The organism is Bacillus sp. AFS073361 (assembly GCF_002567005.1).
Taxonomy (GTDB): Bacteria; Bacillota; Bacilli; order Bacillales; family Cytobacillaceae; genus Neobacillus.
This window is the reverse complement of sequence record NZ_NUZU01000042.1, coordinates 1-22694: the sequence shown is the minus strand read 5'-3', so window position 1 is coordinate 22694 and position 22694 is coordinate 1. Positions and strand designations below refer to the sequence as shown.

Here is a 22694-nt window from a genome sequence, read left to right as displayed (position 1 = left end):
TTCCCCATCCTTCTTACATTTTATCTTTCTTAAATTTTAACAAAATTTGCAATTTATGAATATAGGATTCTACTATAAAAAGGAAATAGATAATGGAAATGGATATCCAATGTGGATACCCACAAAAAAAAGACTATCGGCAAACCCCAATTTTTAGGATTTGTCGACAGTCTGAGGTGGAAAGAGGATGTTCCTATTCATTCCACTTTTTAATTTTTTGCTTTTCCTTTACCTGCTTCTACATCAAAGGTTAATTCCGTTCGCGCTTCATAATATGAAGAAATTCCAGAATTATATTTATCCTTTGCTTCAACGAAAATAGTGTAGGTACCTGGATTTTTTGCTGTCCATTTCAATGTACTACTGACCCCATAATCTTGTAATACGATTACTGCTCCCTTTTTATCAAGAATATAGAAGCGATATTCAGGGCTCCTGCTTCCTTGTGAAGTAGCTGTAAACTGAATTGGATCTTTAAATACCTGTGTACCAGGCTTGTCTGTTGCGACACTCACAGTTGTAACTTTTTCGTCTTGGACTGTTTTTTCAGTCTCTAAACTTACATTGCCCGCTTTGTCAGCAGCTGTTACAAAAATTTTCACGCCTGCTGCTTGTTTAGCTATGGTCATTGTAAATTTACCTTCAGCAGTAGCTGTTGCTTTGCCAATTTCTTGACCGTTTACATGAGCCCTAACTGTTGCTCCTGCCTCTGCTGTGCCTTTAATAACTACATCGTTATCGTTTACATCACCGTTAACTATTGGTGCTGCTGGTGCAGTTACGTCACTTACAGTTATTTCTGCCGCTTCACTTACATTGCCTGCTTCGTCAGTAGCTGTTACATTAATCTTCACGCCTGCTACTTGTTTAGCTATGGTCATTGTAAATTTACCTTCAGCATTAACTGTTGCTGTACCTATTTCTTGACCTTCTACTTTTGCGACAACTTTAGAGCCCGTTTCTGCTGTTCCACTGATTACTTCATCAGCATCGGTCACAGCATTTACAAACGGCTTTTCTGGCGCAGTAGTATCTGCCGTTCCTATTAGTTCTCTTGTATCTCTTACACGGATACGTGTACCCTGTGCAAAAGCACCAGATAAACCAACTGCCTCTAGGGTGTCACCCGTTTTAAGAACTGGTACCTGAACATTGCTTTGGTTGATAATGTATCCATCTGTGAATACTAACACATTACCAGAACCATCATTGATCACATAAGAATTTTCGTCAAACTTAGATACGACTTGACCTTTCACTTTAACTAGGAATCCTTGGTTGGCAGCTGATGTTGCTTCTCCAGTTTGTACTAGTTTCGGCTCGACAGGATCACCTGATCCAAGTTTAATAACATCTTTTGCAAAGCTAGTAAACTCTAACTCAATATTATTATCAAATCTCTTAATGTGACCATAAACTCGTACTTTGTCGCCTGCTTTTAATGAACCATCTGGAACTTCAAGGTAAGCCATGATACCGCCAGTCTCATCTTGTAAGTTAAACGCATCAAAGAAGACGCCTGCACCAGTGGTAACGGTTCCTTCAACGACTACATCTGTGTCATCAGCCAGTTTGCGAACATCGGCAATATTTTGCACTTTCATTTCGCGATGCGCTAACCAATTGACAGCGTTAAAAATTAATTCGTCATTGCCTTTTGGTTCATAAGATTCATCCATCTGTTTATCATTAAAAATGTTCATCCCTGAAACAATGATTCGTCCATTTTCGCCAATTTCTTCAGAAGCGATTAACGGAATCGCAGAACCGCCTGTTGCATCAGAAACGGCATCATAAGTGAATCCGCCTAAAACTTTGCCTTGGTACGTTGTTTCATTTCCTTTTGCAAGGATGGTTACTTTATCTGATTCGGTTAATGCCTTATTATCTGCCCCAGATAAACTTGTTCCGCTGTAATAATCAACAAATGATACGCGGTCAGTAATATGGTTGGATACTAATCCTGGATGTACTCTGACTGCATACGGGCTGACAGCTGGATCACTCCAGAAGTTTCCACTCTTGCTATCATCAAATACGCCATCATTCCCCATCCGGATAGCTGATCCAATTTCGCTCAGTACTCCGTTATTAATGGAAGGATCTGTGCTGTTGTTGCTCTTACCCGCCATTAATAGGGAACCGCCATTTTTCACAAAATTAGCAACAGCTGTTTTTTCATCCGCTGTTAATGCTTTTCCGTGTGTAAGCACTAATACTTTTGTTGTGCTTAACACTTCATCAGTTAGTGCTATTTTATTTTCAGCAACCGTGTAACCTTCTTTTTGAAGCATTAGCGTAAAGGCTTTTAAGTTATCCTTATACGTTCCGCCATCTGTACTTGTGTTTTCGTTGTTATGGTTCGCATCGATTAACACCTTAATTCCAAGTGGCTCTTTGATCTTTACTGGTAACGAGAATTGAACATCCCCAAGATTCAGTCCATCTAAGGAAGTTACAACGGCAATTAACTTATGATCGCCTTTAATTGGGCTTGCCCATGTTGCTGTAGCTGTTGCTGAAGTCTTGGATAGAATCGAAGTGATATTGTTTGTACCAATCAGATTCTCCGTCTTAACTTCATCGTAATAGAAATCTACTTTTAGGTTTTTCACGACTTCAGTACCGTTGTTCGCAACTGCTGCTTTTAATGTTGCAGGATTACCGCCAACAATGACTCCGCCGTCAATATCGATACTGTTCACTTTTACATCAACTGATTCTTCTTTAGACCAGATTGGTGAAGAGTAAATTCTCTCGCCATCCATTTGGGTAACTTTCACGACAAACCATTGCTGGCCGCCTGTTACCGTATATTCCGGTGACCATGTAAAGTCTTTTTCCATTGGTGTAATTGAATCGACTACTTTGCTGCCGTTTGAGATTAATTCAACTTTAGCAATTCTATCATCTGACTTATAAGATGCCGGAAGATAATCATAGTCTGTGCTATTTTTCGCTTCCTCTACTACGTCGCTTCCCTTAATATCAAATGTTAGGTTCTTACTATCAACCGTTGAACCCATATAGTAGCCATTCGCAGATACATCTAATGTGAAGTTCGGATCTTCTTCCATGTACACGCGCATATTACGCATCGAGTTCATTAAAGAATCCTGAGAAAGATCGTCTGCAACGATAACTGTACGGGCATTGATTTGTCCCCATGTTCCTTCGTGGTTATCTTCACCATACGTAGGAGCAAGGTGCCAGCCTAAATCTAGTGTTGAGAAATATTTTGCTTCGGCATTGGCATAGCCGTAGTGACCAGAACCATTGCCTACTTCAAGCATGGTAAATAATTTATCTACATCGCTGTTGTAAGGCTTAAAGTTGTTAAAAGCATTGGCTGACATATCAGGATGGTTAAATTGACCAACGATATTGTCATACGTTAATACCCATGCATAATACTGATTTAAGTCTTGGTATTGCTTACCGTTAATGTTACGGTCAATAAAATTATCTGTTCCAAAGATATTTGAGTGACCCCATGTAGTCGAAGTCATTTCAAAAGCTGGGAATACTACATATTCACCGTTCTTTGTATATTCTTTCGCTAGGTCTTTCGTTGTTTGCCACTGTGTTCCACCTGAACGTTCCTGCATGACAGTTTTACCATCTTTTGCAGTACGGTTGACTGTATCAGTTCCTAATTTTTCAGGATCAATATCATGTGAGTGGTCAGAGAAAGCAAACCAATCGTAATTATATTTTTGTCCAGCTTTTAAGGCATCTTCTGGCGTTCCCGCACCATCATGTGAAATGTTGGTATGGTTGTGTGTGGTACCACGATAGTGGTGTCCGCCATCAAAACGTGGAACGATTTCAAACGTCCATTCCTTTTTATTCTCGTTGCCTTTTGTATCTGTTGCAGACACCTTTACCTTATGGACCCCAATTGTAAGATCCTCTGTTGGTGTGTATTTAACCTGCGTTTTAGTAATAGTAGCTTCTGGAGCCTTCAATTCTTTGTCATCAAGCCACATTTGAACAGATGACTCATCAACTCCGCTTGGATCATTAATAAGAGCTGTAATTTCAGGACGTGGAGTTTCCACTTTTACATCTATTTGTGGTGTCTCACCGCTGAAGGCAGGACCCGTTGTATCTTCAATCACTGCTACCGGATTTGGTGCAGCACCTGTTCCAACTGATTGTACCTTCGTGCCTGCTACAGCTTCGATATAGTAGTCAAAGCCGTTCGCTGGAACGTTTGCTGCATCCAATGTTGCTGTATAACGGCCTGTGCCGTCATTGCCCATTGCCAATTTAATATACTCAGTTGTTGCTCCTTTGGCACGATAGTAAACAGTTACACTTTCTGCACCATCGGCATTGGCCACAAATTCCACATTTGTATCTTTGTATACTTCTGTTAATGGTGTGTGTGTAATTCCTAAGATAGAAGCTATATCTTTCACGTCACGCGGGAATACTTGGTATCCATTAACGTGTGTAGCATTTGATGTGTATTGACCAACAATACCTGTGATGGAGTAACTTTTACCAATTACTAGATCGGTATCTGGCTTGATGCCAGTCTTCTCCATAACTCTTAGAATAGTAGTTTTATTGTTTTCATCAACAATTGTTACATTGTAATTTGGTGCAGTTACTTCTACTGCAGAAATTTTTCCTGTTACTTTTACAAGGCTTCCTTCAAGAGGTTCAGCTGTTGCAAATGTAGTTACTTCTGGGATGGTTACTTCCTTAACCGTTGGAAGTGCTAGGCCTTCATCCAATTTCTGAATAGCAGTAGGCTCAAACTCTGTCATTCCTTTATAAACGATGACTTTACCTGTAACTCGTAACTTGTCACCGCGTTGTACAGTTAGACCTGAATCAAGGCTTCCAAAAACATTGATTCCGCCTGTTGCATCTTGGATATAGAAGTTGTTCTTCTGTGTACCAAGAATACCGTTTTGAATCGTTACCACACCTTCAACTGTGAAGAACCCGTTAAGATTTGTTAAAATCCCTTTCGAGTCAGTTGCTTTCACTTCGTTAAGTGGTGTGATGGTATTCAACACAGCCTTTTCAATCGCTACAGGAGCACTTTCAAGCATAATCCCTTTTGCTGTGCTGTATTGCTGTGTTACATAAACTTTATCAGGAGCATTGGTGTTTATTTTAATATTAAAATCTCCAGTTGCACTTGCTTTTGCTGTTTCAAGTAGTTCAGTTGCATTTTCTGCAGCATATACCTTGATGACGGAATCCTTAACAGCTGCGCCTGCATTACCGATTAATGTACCTACTCCACCTGATACCATGTAGTTCAATTTATCAACAGCAATACTCGAGGATGCTTTGGCTACGTCGATTTGAATAGCCGCACTTTCGTCCATATCACCTTGTTTAGCAGACACATAAACAGCCGGAAGTGCTTTAGATGCTGTGAAGCTGATTTCAAAGGAACCGTCAGCAGCTGCCTTTGCTGTGCCAAGTGCTGATCCTTTAGCTGCTGTTTCATAGATACTCACGGTTGAGTTAGGTTCAGCTGAACCAGCACCACCCTTTAAGGTAGCTGAATTATCTTGTTGTTGTAAAAATTGAATGGTATTTCCTTTTGGCTGCAAGCTGATTACTGGAACCATCGGGGCTTCAGGAGTGCTTTCAGTGTTTCTAGGTGCAGCAACCGGTCCTACATAAAAGTCTGCTGCGTTATCATCAGTGTCCCATGCATTTCCTTTTCCAGGAGCCGGATCAGTATTTGCATATGGGCGGCGCTGAACGCTTGTAGTATTGGAGGGAGCTTTTGTCGGAGCGGGTCCTTCATAGGCATTTGCACCACCAAATCCAACGAAATCAACTGTATCTGTTGGCTTTACACCCGATGCCGCTGTGGTTTTGTCCTTAAATAAAGCTACCTTACCAGCAGTACCAGACATGGCAATTGTACCTGAAGCATCTGGAGTTGGGAGGTCTATTCCAGCAGCACCGCCACCCTCAGAAATAAGGTAATACCCATGTGCAGGAATTACTCCAGTCAATGAAGTTGGTGTCCAACTCGTCCCCCCCGAAGAGCCATATTGAACAGACCATCCTGTTAAATCAACTGGTTGATCAGTCGGGTTATAAAGCTCAATAAAGTCTTTATTGTATGGAGCTGCTGTAGTGCCGCTTCCGTTTCCTCCCCCACCAAACACTTGAGAGATAACAACATGATCAGCCATGTCTGCATGTGCTCTAATGTTTAGACCACTGGGCAAAAAGGTACTGACCAAGAGAAGTGTTGCCATAGACGTGCTTGTCCAACGCTTAAACTTCTTTTGTCTTTCTTTCATCCATCTACCACCCTTTGTTGTAATTTCATTTCACCTAGTAAAAACGCTTACAACACATTCATACCAAAGTAATATATTACTTTATAATTCTACAAAATTAACAATACTTTGGATATAGAAATATTTATACAATTACCTCCAATAGACAAAATAATTTTTCAGTACTGTATACAAATTCAGATAAAATGTGATTATATTAAGGTGGTTTTACATTCATTATTCCTATTGGTAAATTCAGTTATATTTTTTTAATAATATTCAGGAGGTTCATTTGTGCATTCATATACCTACAAAAACAGACAAATTGTGAACTATTTTGATAGCAACCGTTATTTCTGTAGTTTACTATCCATCCTTCTTATAAGCTTACTTTGTTTCCCTAAACTCGCTGATGCCCATGCATATAGTGCTAGTTACACAAAAATAACAATGGACGAAGAGAAAACGGAGATCGTCTTCACCCTCGATACATTATCCCTTATAGAACTATTACCCGATATTGACCTAAATAAAAACTGGGTACTTGAAAAATCTGAGGTAAAAAAAGAGCAGCATCATATTGAGGAATTAATTACTGAAGGTTTGACCTTGGACAAGAACAACAAAGAAGTGACTCCTAAAGTAGAAACAATGAAGTTAGTAAAAAAAGAAAACAAAGAGTTTCTTTCCACGACGATGACCTTTCCGGCCTTTTCGGCTGGGGATACAATCGTTTATAATGATGGCTTTTATTTTAATGATACGGGGACGAATTATGTTGATTTGATTTCAGCCTCTTTTATGGGACAAACGAGTGAGGCTGTATTACAAGGGAAGGAACGGACTTGGACGATACTTTTAACTGAGGTACAGCAGGAACAAGGTCAGGACCAAACCACCCTGCCTTCGCCTGGCACGGAACAAGATCAAGCCAAGGCAGTTGCGCCAGAACCACAAACCACCACTTCTTCGTGGGTTTCATTTTTCAAATTAGGGATGCTCCATATTATTACTGGCTATGATCACCTATTATTTCTTTTTGCCTTGTTGTTAAGAAAACAAACCCTCAAACAGTATATTTCTATTGTCACTTCCTTTACATTGGCACACAGCATCACTCTTAGCCTTGCGGTATTAGGTTGGATCACGTTACCTTCTCGTTTTGTGGAAGCCACCATCGCCTTTAGTATTTGTTACGTGGCTATTGAGAATATTTTCCGAAAGGAGATCAGACACCGCTGGGGTATCACGTTTCTGTTTGGTTTAATTCACGGTCTTGGGTTTGCTAGTATTTTAAAGGAAATGGAGATTGCGAAAAGCCATCTTGCTGTTGCATTAGTTAATTTTAACCTGGGGATTGAAGCCGTGCAGTTAGCGATTGTTCTTTTACTATTACCTTTACTTACTTATATTTTCAGATTAAAGATCTCAGGTAGATTCGTTCAAATCGGTTCATCGATCATATTTATTTTAGGAGCTATTTGGCTAGTCGAACGAATTATTTCATAGATTTTAAACAGGAAAAACCCCTGAAAAATTTTTTCAGAGGTTTTTTCTGAAAAACTTATTACTTTACGGTTACTTTCTTAGCCTTACTTACATTTCCAGCCTTGTCTACTGCTACGACTTCAACCACTTTGCCAGCTTTTTGTTTTTTGATTGAGATCGAGAACTTGCCATATTTATCAGCTTTTTTAGAACCAATCACCTTGCCGCTCACTTTTACACTGACCGTTGAATAGGCTTCTGCTTTACCAGTTACTTTGGTAGTTTTCACCGTAATTTTATCAACAGATGGTGTGCTTGGAGCTTTTTTATCAATTGCAAACTTGACAGTTGTTTTGTTACCAGCTGCATCCATTACCACTAATGTGTAACTTCCGTCAGTTTTCACTACTTTCTTAGTTGGTATAGCTCTATTATTCAATAATGCTTTACCTTCATTAAAGTTGATGGTTACATCTTTTTTGTAAAGTCCGTTATTTACAACACCTGTAACGACTGGTGCCTTTTTATCAATCGTGAACTTTACGGTTGTTTTGTTGCCTGCTTCATCAGTTACCACTAATGTGTGGACTCCTTCTTTAGCAACAGGCGTTCCATTTCTGAAGGATTTACCATCTAACGTTGCAGTTCCTTCATTAAATTTAACGGTAACGTTTTTATTGTAGATCCCATTATTAACGACTCCGCTTACGATTGGAGCAATTTTATCACCAACTGTAACAGTTGTTGCTTCACTCTTATTGCCTGATGGATCAGTTACCACGACAGTTACTACAGTTTTGGCACCAAGAGCAGATTTTAGAGATATAGAGAATTTACCATCAGCACCAGTTTTTGCAGTGCCTAGAACACCTTTGCTGCTAGATACAGTAACTGTAGAACCAGCCTCAGCAGTTCCAGATACCACTTTATCTTTGTTGCTTACTGCATTTACGACAGCCTTATTCGGAGCAATTACGTCAAGAACGACTGTATAGCCAATTGGACTTAAGTTGAATGATAAATCAACAGAGAATGCGAATATTTGGGTGCCTTCTTTAAGCGGCGCCATTAATGGAACACTGAAATTACCATTAGCATCTGCTGTTAAATGTACCTTCAAATTGAAACCATTTGTAATGTAAACATGTGTACCAGGTTCTGCACCGTGACCTTTAATTACAGTAGACAAATTGGTTACCGGTTCAAGAACAGGAGCATTTGGATCAGTTACGTCTTTAACAGTTAAGCGAACTTCTTTTACGTTTAGAGCTTTATCCGTAATAGAAACAACAACTTCAGTTCCTGCTTTTTGGACTGGAATCTCTACTGAGAAACTTCCATCTTCAGCAGCAGTGGTTGTTTTACTAATTTCACCAGCTGTTACCGCAACAGTTGCACCAGCTTCAGTTTTACCCGTTACAGTAGTCGATTGGTCTGTTACTTCATTAATGTCAGCAGTTACTTCTTCATCAAGAACAATTCTTCCTTCAATACCTGCAGTGATTGGACCTTCAATTGATTTAATATAGTCTACTAAGGCATCTAAGTCAGTTGTCCAAACCTTACGTTCTTTACCTTGTTTAAGGATTGTGAATCCATCTCCGCCATCAGCCATAAAGTTATTTACTGATACAGTATACTCTGCAGCTGGGTCCATTTTTGAACCATCTGGAAGGAAGATGTCGACAACTTTTTGTCCAAGTGGCAATTTATCTGACCAAGTGTATTTTAAGCCAGAAATTTGCATAATCCGGTACCGGTCTGCTTGGAATTGTTGATTAATTAATGTTCTTACTTGATCTCCGGTAAGCTTTAGGCTAACTACATCATTGCCAAATGGTTGAACGGCGAATAAGTCACCCCAAGTCACGTCTCCAGCCTTTTTGATTTCATCACGAACCCCGCCGATATTCATAAATGCAAACTGAGTACCAGTTTTAGCACGCATACTGTCGGCAATTAGGTTACCCATTGGAGCTTCCCCTGCTTTATTTTGCGTACGTGAAATAGGTGCAGTTACAGTTCCTACAACTTGTTGTGTTTGTGGAGCGATATCAGCTTGGTATTGATCAAGCTCTGCTTTAATCTTTGCATCTGGTGTAATACTGTCTTTGAAAGTCGATGCAACTTCAGCAGTTTTAGTTACGATATCTTTTGTAATTGGGTCAATGGCAAGTTCAACATCTGAGAATGCTGTACCATAGGAATAAGATTGCACTAATAATTTACCATCAACAGTAGAGTTCAAGTATTTATGGTCATGGGCTCCATAAATTACGTCTACTTCATCATCAATCTCACTAGCCATATCAACTACTTTACCTGTTGGATTCGATCCATTTGTTGCGGAAGTACCAGGGTCATGGGCAAGAACAACGATTGATTCTACACCTTTAGATTTTAACTCTGCTGTATATTTGTTGATTGCTTCTACTTCATCTGTGAACTTAACACCCGCCACACCACTTGCTGTAACAATGCTTGGTGTTTCAGTTGTAACTACACCGATGAAACCAATCTTAACGCCATCCACTTCTTTGATTGCATATGGAGGTAAAATTAATTCACCCGTTTTTTCATCTTCAACGTTGGCTACCACATAATCAAAATTGGCACCTTCAAATGCACCATATTTCTCTTCTGTTTTAGGATGGGCACCGCCATTGATTAAACGTTTCATTTCTACTACGCCTTCATCAAATTCATGGTTACCAATTGTACCTACGTCAATTCCGATTTCATTCATGAAACGGATGGTTGGTTCATCCTGTAATAGGGCAGAAACCGGACGGCTTGCACCTACTAAGTCACCAGCTTGTAACATTAACGTATTTGCAGGGTTAGTTGCTTCTCTTTGCTTTAAGTATGCAGCTAGGTATTCAATACCGCCGACCTCACGATTAGACACTTTGGTTGTATAATCCAATTGACCATGGAAGTCATTGATTCCTAATAATTGAACGTGTACATTTTGGTCTAATTCATATAGTTGGTAGCCTGGTTTTGTTGTTGATGGACCTAGGTCTTTAACATCTGGTTGTTGACCAAGGTATGCATTAGCATCTGGATTAGAGTGGAAGACAACCTTCGCTGTGCCCCCAACCGGAGCAATTTTCCAGTTGTTATCTGGAACTGGATTGATGGTACCTTGTGCACTAATATAATCCATAAGGATTTGACGATTTTCAAACGGAGAATCCACAACAGGCTTTAAATTCTTCAATTCTGCAAGACCGCCGCTTCCGCCAGCACGATAGTTATTTGTTGCGATGATGAATTTTTGGTCCATCTTAACAGGAGTTCCATCCATCATTCGGAGGTTCACAACACGCTCACCTTTTGGCTTTGTCACGTCAATGTCGTATTTTACCCCATCAATGACATCGTAATTGTAAGGGCGGAAATCATAATCGAGTAAATCTTGCTGCTCCGGATTATTAGGGTCAATTGTATTAAACTGTTTCGCTGATTCTTCGATCCAGCGCTTCACTTGATCACCTGTAATTTCTAGAGCCTTTAAGGTGTTATCAAACAAGTATAAATCAGCTGCACTCTTAATCGTGACATCACCTTTAGCAATGTTTGTGTAATCGGCTACACCACCGCGGCCGCCTTTAAATGGTGCTGCAGCTGAAATAACTGGCACATCCTTATATTCTGTGTTCGCAATCGCTTTTTTTACATAATCCATTTGTGCATTGTTTACAATTTGTGTGGAGGCGTCATCCATAACACGAGTGAAGAAGCTGTGCATTGGAATATCTGTCGTACCGAGTTTTCCATTAACATATGCCCTTGTTTGGTCGTGAATAGCTTGTGCATCACTTTCAATTGTAGCGTCTGATGCAGTGTCAGCGGAAACTGGACGGTTAACTGATTTAGAATTAGCCTTATCTACAGTCCACTTGCCATTTGCATCTTGTACAAGTGCTAAATCCAGTACACCTAGGTTATTTCCCCAGAAGCCTGCTTCAACTGCTTGTACTCCATTGATTGTACCATTAGTGTTATCAATGCCAGTCTTGCCATTAAATGAAGCATCCCCAGGGAAGTTTACGTGCGCATGTCCGAAAAGCATTGCATCAATGCCAGGTACCTTTGTTAAATCATAAACAGCATTTTCTGCTGCTTCTTGACCTTCTGCAGCAATATCACAGCCTGAGTGAGCAATTGCGACAATAACATCTGCTCCTTCAGCTTTCATTTGCGGGATAAATTTATTTGCTTGGGCAACAATATCTTTAGTAATGACTTTACCAGTTAGGTTATCTTTATCCCACTGCATGATTTGCGGTGGTGCAAAGCCGATGACCCCAACCTTAATTACATGTTCATTGCCGGCAGCATCCTTAATGGTTTTGTCTACAATTTTATATGGAATGAAATAGTTAACATCATTAGTTGAGTCGGAATCGTGGTCATCTTTATAAATGTTAGCGCTTACAATTGGAAATTGTACTTCTTCCTGAACATCCTTTAAGTAATCTAAACCATAGTTAAATTCATGGTTCCCAACGATACCTGCATCATATTTTAAATAGTTCATTGCTTTGTAAATAGGATGGGTTTCATTTGGTCCTAGTTTATTTACTTTTGCTACATAGCTTGCTAGTGGATTTCCTTGAATCGTATCACCCGCATCAAATAGCATCGAGTTGTCAACTTCTGAACGTGCTTGCTTAATTAGTGTAGCAGTTTTTGCCAAACCATAATTCGGCACCGCAGCATCCTTGAAATAATCATACGGTAAAACATTAGAATGTAAGTCTGTAGTTTCTAAGATACGTAGTATAGCTGTATTCCCTGTTCCTTCAGCTTTTGCAGCCTGTGGGAAAATATTCAAAGGAATTGCTGTAAGCGCTAGCGCAGTTGCTAGAGAACTATTAAGCATCCGTCTCTTCATGCTTCTTTTTATCTGTCTCTTCACACTTTTTCCGCCCTTCGACAAAATAATTTGTATTGCATGACTATTCTACTAACTTTTCCAAAAGAATAATAGACCTTTTTCTATAATTTACGAATTATTCACAATATATTTTTTGAGTTTTCTTCCTTTTAATCTATTGTTTTTAAAGAATCCTCTCCATTTTTTATAGATTATTCATGAAAGAATTATTTCCAATAAATCCAGTAAAAAAATATGTAAGTTTTTGAAATAAATGTATTAAATTTCGATAAGTTCTGATATTCTAAAATATAGTTCAAAATACCGTTGTGGAGGAAAATTTGATGAGAGCTGAAAAAAAGAAAAAGAGAACATGGCTACGCGTAACTGGGATTGTCTTACTTTTATTAATAATCGGGGTGGGAGTTTATGCCTATTCCGTATATAATTCTTTAACAAATGCTGTCGAAACTATGCATCACCCTGTCGATCGTACATCAGAAAAGCGGACGGAGGCAGTATCCTTACAAAACAAACAGCCATTTTCCGTATTACTTTTAGGGGTCGACCAGCGTAAAGGGGATAGAGGCCGTTCAGACACCATGATTGTTTTATCCATTAATCCGAAGCTTAATTCGGTTAAGATGCTAAGTATCCCTCGGGATACACGTACGGAAATTGTTGGAAAAGGAACAGAGGATAAAATAAATCATGCCTACGCATTTGGCGGCGAAGAAATGGCGATGAACACGGTTGAACACTTCTTAGATATCCCGATTGATTACTTTGTAAGAGTGAACATGGAAGGTTTTAAGGATATCGTCGATGCTGTTGGCGGTATAACGGTGAATAATGATCTGGATTTTTCTTATGGAGGCTATCATTTTCCTAAAGGGGAAGTGACCTTGAATGGCAAAAAGGCTCTTGCCTATACTCGAATGAGGAAAGAAGACCCGCGCGGTGATTTTGGCCGCCAAATTCGCCAGCGTCAAATTATTCAAGGGGTCATCAAAGAGGGAGCAAGTCTATCTTCACTAGCCAATTACAGTGATATTTTCTCTGCACTCGGGAAAAATGTAAAAACAAATCTCACCTTTGATCAAATGATTGCTATTCAAAAGAACTACAAAAGTGTAGTTAGTAACATCGATCAAATGACCATCGAAGGAAAAGGAACAAGAATGAACGGCATCTATTACTACATCGTTCCCGCTGACGAAAAAGAACGGCTTCAAACAGAAATGAAAACACAATTGGAAACTACTTAATAATAAAAAATCAGTCTGCCAAAAGCTTTGGCAGACTGTTTTTTGTTATTATTCATTAATTTCATACCAATATTCATTTCCTAATGAATCACGATATTCGATCAAATAGTAATACCAGGAATATTTTGAAGGCTTGGTATAGACAAGCGTATTAGAACCTGACTTCACCGTATATTGCTTTTGGGCAATTTGCGAACTGCCCTCATCATTATAAACATGAAGGATAGTCGTTATCTGTTGTTTTGTGTTAATTTTCATCTGTAATTGATCGTTATACATTTGATCAGAAGCTAAGTGAAAGCTAAAACTATGTGAAACTAACCACGCTGGGTTACTTGTTGAAGTCATTTTCCCCTTAACAGACTTTTGTCCGTAGGCATTCTTTGCGGTAATGACATAATAATACGTGTCACCTTTTTCATCGCCGCTAAGCCAGCTAAAAGATTGGCTTCCTTCACTTAATGCTTTATCTTGTGCTATGGTTTTAATCTTTTGATTCGCTTGATTCAAAATTTCTATCGTCACATTCGCTGGCCGTGAGAGTTTGTAATGTACCTCACTGCCTTCACCTGGATAGAACATGACCACAGCAGGATAACTTATTTCGATTGTATTCAGCTCGACATGGACATTTCCTGAGAAGATTTGAGTGATATTATACTTATCAACGACTTTAATTTTAAACTGATAGAGACCATCGTTAAGCTGGTTGTTGGCATCATCCGTCCCATTCCATGTAAAGGAGTGCTGCCCCGCTAATTCGGCTGCATCTGTTTTAATAGTAGATAGGCGTTTTCCGCTTTGATAAATTCCAATTGTCACCTTTCCAGGTTTGTTTAAGGTATAGCCGATGGTCATGGTTCCTTTTGTTTTTAAATAATAATCTTCTCCCGACGCGATAACAGGTACACGCCAATCCTGCAGGATCAGTGAAGGGCTGTTTATCTTGGTTAAATTTCCAGCCATATCTTTTAACTGAACGAAATAACGGTAGGTGCCTTCAGGAACCAGTTGATTTTTATCATTTTTCCCGTTCCAGTTGGCGGTGAGAGTACCAGGGTTAGCTTTTTTGTTAATTACTTTCTTAATGATTGTCCCTTGTTCATTGACAACATGAACGATTACATATGAGGTTTCTTTTAAATTCATTTTCAAGGTGTTCGTGCTTTTGGTGTCCATTTTAAACAGGGTGGATGATAGTGTTATTGTTCCAGTCGGCCGGACACTGTCCACTGTTAGTTGAACTTTTTTGGTTTTCCCTTTTTTATTGTGACTATCTGTCAATGTCCAAACGATTTGGTATGTCCCATCCTTCACTAGACGCCCTTTGGTTGTTTTCCCATTCCATACGATTGAATGCTTTCCGGCTGAGATGGTTTTTTTAGATAGAATTTTCTTAACCGTTTTACCGTTTTTATCCGTCACAACAGCAGTTACCTTCACTTTTTGCGTTAACTCATAAGGGATTGTAACCTTCCCACTTACATTCGGAGAATAGGAGTAGGTGCCTGACACCAAAATGGCAGGTTTCGTATGATTAACAACCTTAATCATCGTACTTTTATAGTAGCTGTCTGACCCTTTGGTGATTTTCACTTCTACTTTATAGGTACCCGTTGTAACAAACTTTTTACTTGTTGATTTTCCATCCCACGAAGCGGAGATTTTCGCCCCTGTAGAGGTTTTATTAGATAGTACCTTTCTTACTGTTTTTCCATGTGCATCTTTGATTGATAAAGAAACCTTGGTTTTATTTGTTGTTTTAAATGAAAATGCAGCTTTGTTTTTCCCTGTCACGGTATAGGTTTTCGGAGCCGTTATGCTTGAAATCGGTGCAGGTGTATTCGAAACTGCCTTATACGCATCAATTCTTCCATATCCGAAATCTTCATCCCATCCCCTGCTGCCGAGATCAATTGTTGATTTTTTCAGAATGGTTTCTACTTGGCTTGGACTTAAAAATGGGTTCTTCGTACGGACAAGCGCAGCAATTCCTGAAACCATCGGTGCGGCCATTGATGTCCCGTCATATGAAGCATATGTACTTCCAGCTATGGATGAATAAATATCCACCCCTGGAGCAGCAAGATCTATATAATTTCCATAGTTTGAAAAGCTGGCAATTCGATCGTTTCGGTCAGTGGCACTAACCCCTATCACACCCTCAGATGCGGCAGGATACATCGGCAAAAACGTACTAGAATTACCGGCCGCAGCCACGAGGACCACACCTTTTGATTTGGCATACTTTGTAGCAGACTCTAGTAAATAACTATAACTATCATCCCCAAGGCTCATATTAATAACATCCGCATGGTGAGCTACGGCATAATAAATGGCTCGGATGACCGTATCGCTACTTGCCAGGTCTCCTTGAAAAACATTAATTGGCATGATTTTTACATCTGGAGCAATCCCAGCAATCCCATACTTATTAAAATTTCCTGCGATAATGCCAGCTACATGTGTAGCATGCTTATCAGGAGCATAACTGGAAGAACCATTTACGGCATTATAAGGGCTGATAATTTTTCCTTTTATGTCTGGGTGATCCTTCTGAACCCCGCCATCAATAATCGCAACGGTAATTTTCGAAGACCCCTTTGTTTTGTCCCATACTTTAGGCAGTTGGAGTTTGGGAAGGTACCATTGCCTGCTATAGCCCGGCTCTTTCGGAAGGTATGCTTTTTTGAACTTGTAATTTGGTTCGACTAAAAGCACTTGCTTACTCATTAATAACTGTTTCGCAATCGTGGTTAAATTCGTACCGGGCGTGACTTTAACTAAGGAGAAATCCTGGTCATCTAATGGAGTTTCCTCTTCAACATCCACTTGTTTCAGTAAGTCCTCCCGTTCCGTTTGTGTCGTATCTGGCGCAAATTTGACGATTAGTTCTTCGGCAATGTATTCCGTTTTCTCCTTAAATACCACATCTGGATCGATTTTCTTTGGATGGGCATTAATCCCATCAGCACTGGCGTCCGAAGACATAAAAAGTAAGCTGAGAACCATCAGACTCAGAAACCAAATATATTTCACTAGTAAACCTCCATTATGATTATTTCACTTAATATGCCATTCTATTTATTAATCATTTTATCATTTCGTTGATAGATTAGGTGCAATAGAAGAATATTATTTCTCCACTAGTTAACCTAAGTAGAGAAAATAATATTGTAAAATAATTCCAAATTAAATAATACATCCACTCCACACAGACAAAAACGTAGTTTTTGTCCACAAACGGTGCCTGACACCAAATTAATAACTCATTATTACTAAATGACACCTTAATATAACGAATTTGTCATGAAACTAGTAAGCTATTGAAATATTTGTGTAATATTATTGTGGTAACTTTTATATAACAGTAGAAAGGGGTTTTAGTTATGAAGAAATTCCTCGTCATGTTTGGTTTGGCAGGTATGATATTATTTGGAAGTAATCACGACGCATCCGCAGCATCCAATACATATAAAGTTAAGAGTGGCGATTCACTTTATCGTATTGCAAAAAAATATAAAGTCTCAGTAAATACATTAAAAAAATGGAATAACCTTAAATCAAATACGATTCATCCGAATCAAAAGTTAAAGGTGTCTGGCACAACGGCTAGTAAACCTGCTAAGAAGGCCACAACTACTACAACGAGCTCAAAGAAGCAAAAAGTAGTAAAAACAATTACTGTTAGCGCTACTGCTTATACAGCAAATTGTAAAAGATGTTCTGGTATCACTGCTTTAGGTTTAAATTTAAAGAAAAACCCAAAACTTAAAGTCATCTCTGTTGACCCTAAAGTCATCAAATTAGGCACAAAGGTTTATGTTGAAGGGTATGGCTATGCGATCGCCGGTGACACGGGCGGTGCGATAAAAGGGAAAAAGATTGATATCTTCGTTCCTTCTTATAAGAAAGCTATTCAATGGGGAAGAAAAACAGTGAAAGTTCAAATTCTAAAATAAACAAAGTTACGTCCCAGGTGAGTTCATTCACTTGGGACTTTTTATATTAATCTACAATAAAAGAACAGCACCCGAATCACGAATGATCGAGTGCTGTCTTCCTTCTCGGCGCCATTTATTTCTCGGCACTTAAAATATTAAACTGGCATTGGCACCTTTGTAATAGTGAATTTCACTGTTGTCTTATTTCCAGCTGCATCAGTTACAACTAAAGTATGTGGTCCCTCTGTAGAAACCACCGTTCCTGATGTAAATGCATTCCCATCTAATGTTGCTTTTCCTTCATTAAATGAGATGGTAACATTCTTATCATAAGTTACGTTATTCTCTACTCCCGTAACTACTGGTGTTGTTTTATCAATGATAAATACCACCGTTCTCTTGTTCCCAACTGCATCTTTTAGAACTAAAGTGTATTTTCCAGCTGTTTTAACAACATAGCCTGTTTTAACTGCTTTTCCATTCAATGTTGCCGTTCCTTCTTTAAAAGTGAGCGTTACATCTTTATTATAAATAGCATTATGGTTTACTCCACTAACCACTGGTGCTGTTTTATCAATGGTAAACACAACTGTTGTTTTATTACCAGCCGCATCTTTTACCACTAAAGTACGTTTTCCTTCTGTTTTAACTACATATTTTGAACTAATTGCTTTCCCATTTAATGTGGCCTTTCCTTCATTGAAGGTAATCTTAACATCTTTATTGTAAGTTTTATTGTTGATTACGCCACTTACCACTGGAGCTGTTTTGTCTTTTACAACTATGGTTTTGGTTTTACTGATGTTACCTGACAGATCCTTAGCTGATAAGTATAGTTTTTTCCCAGCTTTTTGTTTAGGGATTTTCACCTTGAATTTCCCTTTTGAATCTGCTTTTTTAGTATATTTTTTAGAGCCAATTTTAACTGTAACTGTTGCACTCTTTTCTGTTACGCCCGACACTTCACTTGATTTATCAGAAACACTAGTTACTGAAGGGAACGTTGGAGCTTTGATGTCGATGTTTTTAAAATACGGTTTTGCTAGTTGATTAAAGGTTTTTTTCGAAGTAGTAATACGGACTTTCGCCCCGATCTTTACCTTGCTGAATAGTTCAATTACCTCTTTATTATGCATCCGGATACATCCACCCGAGATATATTTTCCAATCGAACTTTCATCACTATTTCCATGAATTGCATATGGATAGCCGCCATTTTCTTGTTTGCTTATACCCAACCAGCGTTTTCCAAGTGGATTACGAGGATCGCCGCCAGGAATATTATGTTTATAATAAGGTCTATTTTTAATCTTTTCCCTTATGTAAAAAGATCCTTCTGGTGTAAGTTTAGATGTTCTGCCTGTTGCAACATTGTATGTTTTTACTAATTTACCATTCTCATAAAATGCTAGTTTATTGATCTTTTTATTAACAATAATCAGTTGCTTCTTTGATACGGTGCTAGCCTCAGCTTGTTGAGCCTGAGGAAAAACAGAAAAACCTAAAAATAAGATAATAAATCCAATCAAAATACGCCTTAACACAAGTGAACCCCCCTGTAATTTCCATTTATATTACTACAATATTACAATATTACTACAATACCATAATTAATGTTTTAATAGAAACTGATAAACCTTATATTTATTTCGGCAAAATCCAACAAACTTTTCACATCCTATAGAAGTTACAAACTATGATGTAAAAGATGGTGCCTGACACCATTGCAGAAATATCGCCATTTCTCGGGAAATACCTTTCAAAATTTAGAATAATTGGAGAAAATATGGATTTTTTGTCGCTTGATGTAGTAGGATAGTAATAGATTCTCAACAAACCATACTAGGTAAATTGGAGGGCAGAAAGGTGCTCACAACCGCCCAACAAAAAGTAAAGCAAGAACTAGAAGAATTGCAGATTTATGCCCTTACCCATCCAAACAATAAACCAGTGATTTCCTGCAAAAGGCGTTCTAATAAAAAATGGATGCTAACGTTAACGGCGATCATTCTGTTGATACTGACTTGTATTCTTTTATTTAAAGTAGATTGGAATCAAAACGAAATAAGCGTAACATCCTACTTAACTAATATTCATGATTACAACGAACAAAGTGAACAGATACTAACCGGCTTCCTCACAGGTAATAGTGAAAATCTAGAGCAAAGTAAAGTCCAACAAGAGAAACTATTAATAAAAATAACAAACCTAAAGTCGGCAGATAACTTTCATGAATACCATCAGGATATTATCACTGTTTTCAAACACCGCCTCGACATGATGACCTCCTATAAGGACCCCAGCCATTCCGACCAAGTGCAAATAAAAAGATCATTAATCGAGCTAAGTGTGATGCAGGAATTAGCAGCGGATAGTTTAATCAAAGGTTTGGAGCAGGAAAAAATCAAGTATAAACAAATAGAGAATGGGACCATTCAATATTGGATAAACTCCAAATCCTATTCCCTAAAAAATTAAAAGAAAAGAGGCTGCCGCATTACGGGAGCCTCTTTCCTTTTATTCTACCTTTTGCGACAACCCTTCCAACTGTTCTTCCTGAACTGTGACAATCTGTTGCAAAGATCGTTTTTGATGCTTTTTTTCAAAAATAACAAGACACACATGAACTAGTAAAATACCCAACGTAAAATATTCCACGGCATAATCGATATAGGACCATGAGAGTGTAGCCGTGATGTCATATACAGCATGGACAATAACCGTCAACCAAAGGTTCCGCGTCCATAAAAGAATCACCCCAAACAAAAAGCCCATATTGGCGAAGGTTACGATCGCCCCGATGCGATTCGCCCATGGCTGTTCAGTATCGAGTGTATGATCAATCCCGAAAAGAATAGAAGTGATAAACAATGCCGCCATAAGGAAAACATCCCTTGATCCCCTCTCCCAGCGCCGTGGAAACACCTGTTTAAAAACAAGAAGCAATAGAATCATATAAGCAAGCCGCCAAACTTCTTCCAGGCCAGCTAATAGATCATTATAAATATCCGTACCAATCGAATCTATTTTTTCAAAAAAGTCCCCTATCGTTTGCTCTTGAAGGGCAGGAACTTCCGATTCATTCCCATCCCCATCAATGACCTGCGACTCCTTGTACTCTTGAACATATTGATTATAATCCTCGTTAAAATCTTCAAAAGTAAGACTTGAATAGACATTAACAAACGAGCTTCCCAGGAAAAAAATCAAAAAGGCTCCAGTGAATTGAAGCATATGCTGGCGCGGACTTTTTAGATGAGCCCGCTCGCCTCCAAGCCTGCCATAAAGCTTCCAGCCGATAAAAAACGAGGATACCATGACCGCATCATATAATGTACTGGCCAAATAGCTGTAACGAGTGAGATAGAGGAGAATTTCCGCACCAAATGTGACAATAAGTATGGAAAATAGTAGTTTTTTTGAAATCGGTTTGGTTAAATTTGTTGTCATCCCCATCATTCCCTACCTGAAAAATTTCGCGGAGAAATCCTGTTTCCCGCTTACCTGCCTAAAATCTTTACTGCAATGATTCCCAACGCATTCATAAAAAGCAGGAATAAGAAACAGAAAACCGTCCACTTCCATTTTCTCGTCACGAATTAATCCCCTCATTTTCATAATAGATGTTAGTATTAATTTAGCATATTAATAGTTAATAAGCATCCATATTATTTTTCCAAGTAATCAGAAAGTTTCAGTGATTTTTCATGTCGGGCTAACATATGCTTGTACAAGCAATCATAGATAAGTCAGTATATTATTTCCCATTAATCTTTTAAAAAGTTAGGAGTCTTGCTCAATGAAACGTATTGTTCCTATCATTATTTTAATCGTGCTTATCTATGTTTTAGCAACAACAAATCCTAAACGTTCTGCCTATATCGACTGGGTTAATCACAAGACAATGGATAAATCTTCGAGCTTGATTGAAAAAGGAGTTTTATCTCTAGCAGGGGAATCTATTTTCGATGCCGGAACTACACAGAAAGACTATTTTATTTTCACCATCTACAAAACTGACTTTTCCGAAGTAGGATTTGGAACCGTTACATCGATTGGCATCTTTAATAAATTTATCACCATCTCTAGTAAAGAATAATTGCTACTTAAAGGCCGGTCTCTTTCGGGACTGGCCTTTATTGAATACAAAAGTAGATTCTCAGGGGAAAATATAAATTTTTGTCAGTGGAAACTGCCGGTGCCTGACACCAATGCAAAAATTGTCGACAATTAATTCATCTCTTTTTTTACAAAAAAACTTAGGTTATCTGTGGTTCTGATGTAAATGCGAATGATTTACCCGGAATCCTGCGTGAAATATTCGCCAACCATTTAAAGTTTATATTATCCTTACGGTGGCGGGGGCTATACTTCTGGTAACGCTTATCTTGATTTTTATTGCAAAAAAAAAGGAAGGAAAATCGTGGCTTTAGTGGTCAAATTGTAGTGGAGATCGAGGATGGTAATACAGAGGAACGTATAGAACCACAAATTAAGAAGTTGAAATCCTTTAAGGGAGAATTCCGTCTTAAAGAATTGGTTTCACTTGATTCTGAGTTTAATGAAATTGATAAAATTACATTTGTTCCAATTACTGATAATACATTACTAATTATCAATAAGTCGAACTGTTCAATTGAAATGGGAAATGAGTTGATTGACGCGGAGACAGGTCATCGATTAAGGCGCAACGATAAGCTGCGCATCCGATTAATGGACTATAATAAATGCATTTATATTGAGAATGTTAGTTAGAAAGATAAATCCATCTTTTTTTCTAGGCCATAACAAAAAAGGACAGCGCTTCAGCTGTCCCTTTTTGTGCCTGGCAACGTCCTAC

11 protein-coding genes are annotated in these 22694 nt (G+C 38.6%); 6 read left to right on the top strand and 5 right to left on the bottom strand.

Annotated elements, in window-relative coordinates; translation table 11 throughout:
- Positions 1 to 209: 209 nt before the first annotated feature.
- The gene (locus tag COJ96_RS23380) at positions 210 to 6290 is read right to left on the bottom strand and encodes an Ig-like domain-containing protein (RefSeq protein WP_098576211.1); all 6081 of its coding nucleotides are present in this window, start codon (positions 6288 to 6290) and stop codon (positions 210 to 212) included.
- A gap of 273 nt (positions 6291 to 6563) precedes the next feature.
- On the opposite strand from COJ96_RS23380, the gene COJ96_RS23375 reads away from it, so the two are divergent.
- Positions 6564 to 7778 carry a HupE/UreJ family protein gene (locus tag COJ96_RS23375; protein WP_257148617.1) on the top strand — a complete coding sequence of 405 codons (1215 nt, stop codon included), beginning with the start codon at positions 6564 to 6566 and terminating at the stop codon, positions 7776 to 7778.
- A gap of 58 nt (positions 7779 to 7836) precedes the next feature.
- Here COJ96_RS23375 and COJ96_RS23370 read toward each other — a convergent pair whose 3' ends face one another.
- Positions 7837 to 12684 carry a bifunctional 2',3'-cyclic-nucleotide 2'-phosphodiesterase/3'-nucleotidase gene (locus tag COJ96_RS23370; protein WP_142333040.1) on the bottom strand — a complete coding sequence of 1616 codons (4848 nt, stop codon included), beginning with the start codon at positions 12682 to 12684 and terminating at the stop codon, positions 7837 to 7839.
- A 302-nt stretch (positions 12685 to 12986) separates the two neighbouring features.
- On the opposite strand from COJ96_RS23370, the gene tagU reads away from it, so the two are divergent.
- Complete coding sequence (tagU, locus tag COJ96_RS23365) at positions 12987 to 13910, top strand: polyisoprenyl-teichoic acid--peptidoglycan teichoic acid transferase TagU (protein WP_098576209.1); 924 nt, start codon at positions 12987 to 12989, stop codon at positions 13908 to 13910.
- Positions 13911 to 13958: 48 nt separating this feature from the next.
- Here the strand turns inward: tagU and COJ96_RS23360 are convergent, their stop codons facing one another.
- Entirely contained in the window at positions 13959 to 16949 is a 2991-nt protein-coding gene (locus tag COJ96_RS23360; RefSeq protein ID WP_098576208.1) for a S8 family serine peptidase, read from the bottom strand.
- A gap of 350 nt (positions 16950 to 17299) precedes the next feature.
- On the opposite strand from COJ96_RS23360, the gene COJ96_RS23355 reads away from it, so the two are divergent.
- The gene (locus COJ96_RS23355; RefSeq protein WP_098576207.1) at positions 17300 to 17872 is read left to right on the top strand and encodes a 3D domain-containing protein; all 573 of its coding nucleotides are present in this window, start codon (positions 17300 to 17302) and stop codon (positions 17870 to 17872) included.
- Positions 17873 to 18009: 137 nt separating this feature from the next.
- Here the strand turns inward: COJ96_RS23355 and COJ96_RS23350 are convergent, their stop codons facing one another.
- A complete protein-coding gene (locus tag COJ96_RS23350; RefSeq protein ID WP_098576206.1) occupies positions 18010 to 19398 on the bottom strand; it encodes a L,D-transpeptidase family protein in 1389 nt (462 codons plus the stop codon).
- Positions 19399 to 19720: 322 nt separating this feature from the next.
- On the opposite strand from COJ96_RS23350, the gene COJ96_RS23345 reads away from it, so the two are divergent.
- Positions 19721 to 20332 carry a hypothetical protein gene (locus tag COJ96_RS23345; RefSeq protein ID WP_098576205.1) on the top strand — a complete coding sequence of 204 codons (612 nt, stop codon included), beginning with the start codon at positions 19721 to 19723 and terminating at the stop codon, positions 20330 to 20332.
- A gap of 39 nt (positions 20333 to 20371) precedes the next feature.
- Here the strand turns inward: COJ96_RS23345 and COJ96_RS23340 are convergent, their stop codons facing one another.
- Positions 20372 to 21304, bottom strand: a complete 933-nt coding sequence (locus COJ96_RS23340) for a CPBP family intramembrane glutamic endopeptidase (protein ID WP_180230229.1) — start codon at positions 21302 to 21304, stop codon at positions 20372 to 20374.
- Between the two features lie 349 nt (positions 21305 to 21653).
- Here COJ96_RS23340 and COJ96_RS23335 point away from each other — a divergent pair, with 349 nt between their 5' ends.
- Together COJ96_RS23335 and COJ96_RS23330 are read left to right on the top strand one after the other, a co-directional pair.
- Positions 21654 to 21953, top strand: a complete 300-nt coding sequence (locus tag COJ96_RS23335) for a DUF4359 domain-containing protein (RefSeq protein ID WP_098576203.1) — start codon at positions 21654 to 21656, stop codon at positions 21951 to 21953.
- 347 nt (positions 21954 to 22300) lie between these two features.
- Positions 22301 to 22609, top strand: a complete 309-nt coding sequence (locus tag COJ96_RS23330) for a hypothetical protein (protein ID WP_180230228.1) — start codon at positions 22301 to 22303, stop codon at positions 22607 to 22609.
- The last annotated feature ends 85 nt before the right edge of the window (positions 22610 to 22694 follow it).